This window comes from Streptomyces sp. SID14478, from assembly GCF_010548525.1.
GTDB lineage: Bacteria > Actinomycetota > Actinomycetes > Streptomycetales > Streptomycetaceae > Streptomyces.
In genome coordinates this window covers 1-1865 of sequence record NZ_JAAGMG010001327.1, presented here as the reverse complement: position 1 = coordinate 1865, position 1865 = coordinate 1, and the positions used below count along the sequence as shown (strand labels likewise).

2 protein-coding genes are annotated in these 1865 nt (G+C 75.0%); both read left to right on the top strand.

Annotation, left to right across the window (positions count from 1 at the left end):
- The first annotated feature begins 238 nt into the window (after positions 1-238).
- Positions 239-1168: a DUF2520 domain-containing protein gene (locus tag G3I40_RS42065; protein WP_164560065.1), complete on the top strand. Its 930-nt coding sequence runs from the start codon at positions 239-241 to the stop codon at positions 1166-1168.
- A partial coding sequence (gene panC, locus G3I40_RS42060) for a pantoate--beta-alanine ligase (protein WP_164560064.1) occupies positions 1165-1865 on the top strand: 701 nt, incomplete at its 3' end. The genes G3I40_RS42065 and panC, both read left to right, overlap by 4 nt.

The following is a 1865-nucleotide window of genomic DNA, read 5'->3' as shown; positions in this document are numbered from 1 at the left end:
CTGCGGCCGGTGTGCCAGCACGCGGTCCGCGCCCCGCCATGCGGCGAGCCGCCGCGCGGCCTGTTCCGCTGCCGCGGATTCCTCGATCTCGTCGGTGTCGCTCATGCTCCGGATCATGTCCTACGCCGCGTGCGCTTGCCCACAGCCTGTGGACGGCCGAGACCCCCGCGCACAGATAGCGTTAACATGACGAGAAATCGTCCGGTACCCCGAGCGGACTGGAACGGAAGGCCGCCTCGTGACACCTCCGAACCCGCGATCCGAACCCGCGGATCCTCGCGAACGCCCCGCCCGCCTCACGGTCGGCGTCGTCGGCGCGGGCCGCGTGGGCCCCGCGCTCGCCGCCTCCCTGCAACTGGCCGGGCACCGCCCCGTAGCCGTCTCCGGGGTCTCCGAAGCCTCCGTGCGACGGGCCGCCGCGCTGCTGCCCGACGTGCCGCTGGTACCGCCCGCCGAGGTCCTCGCGCGCGCCGAGCTCGTGCTGCTCACCGTCCCCGACGACGTGCTGCCGAGCCTCGTCGAGGGCTTCGTCGAGACCGGCTCCATCCGCCCGGGACAACTGCTCGTGCACACCTCCGGGCGGTACGGCACCAAGGTCCTCGACCCGGCCCTGCGCGCGGGCGCCCTGCCGCTCGCGCTGCACCCCGCGATGACGTTCACCGGCACCGCCATCGACGTCCAGCGACTGGCCGGCTGCTCCTTCGGCGTGACCGCGCCCGAAGAGCTCCGCCTCGCCGCGCAGGCGCTGGTCATCGAGATGGGCGGCGAACCCGAGTGGATCGCCGAGGAGAGCCGGCCGCTCTACCACGCGGCCCTCGCCCTCGGCGCGAACCACCTGGTCACCCTGGTCGCCGAGGCCATGGAACTGCTCCGCGACGCGGGCGTCACCGCCCCCGACCGGATGCTCGGCCCGCTGCTCGGCGCGGCCCTGGACAACGCGCTCAGGTCCGGCGACGCGGCCCTCACCGGCCCGGTCGCACGCGGCGACGCCGGCACGGTCGCCGCGCACGTCGCCGAGTTGCGCAAGCACGCCCCGGGCACCGTCGCCGGATACCTCGCGATGGCCCGCGCGACCGCCGACCGCGCCCTGGCGCACGGCCTGTTGAAGCCGGAGCTCGCCGAGGACCTGCTGGGCGTCCTCGCGACCGGCGCGGAGGAGACCCGATGACCGTGGCCCTGCTGCACGAAGGCGAGAAACTGCGGGCACGCACGCGTACCGGGCAGCGCGTCGTCGTCATGACGATGGGCGCCCTGCACGAGGGCCACGCCACCTTGATCCGCGCGGCCCGCGCCCGCGCGGGCGCCGACGGCGAGGTCGTCGTCACCGTCTTCGTGAACCCGCTGCAGTTCGGCGCGGGCGAGGACCTCGACCGCTACCCGCGCACCCTGGACGCCGACGTCGAGATCGCCGAACGGGCGGGCGCCGACACCGTGTTCGCGCCGTCCGCCGACGAGGTCTACCCCGGCGGGCAGCCCCAGGTCCGCATCACCGCCGGCCCGATGGGCGAACGGCTCGAAGGGGCCGCCCGCCCCGGCCACTTCGACGGCATGCTCACCGTCGTCGCCAAGCTGCTGCACCTCACGCGCGCGGACGTCGCCCTGTTCGGGCAGAAGGACGCCCAGCAACTCGCCCTGATCCGCCGCATGGTGCGCGACCTGAACTTCGACGTGGAGATCGGCGCCGTCCCCACGGTCCGCGAGGACGACGGCCTGGCCCTCTCCTCCCGCAACCGCTACCTGTCCGCGGACGAGCGCCGCAGCGCCCTGGCCCTGTCCCGCGCCCTGTTCGCCGGCCGCGACCGGCACGCCGCCCAGGCGGCGCTCCGCGCGCGTGCCGCGGAAAACCCGACCACGCGCGCGCGTGC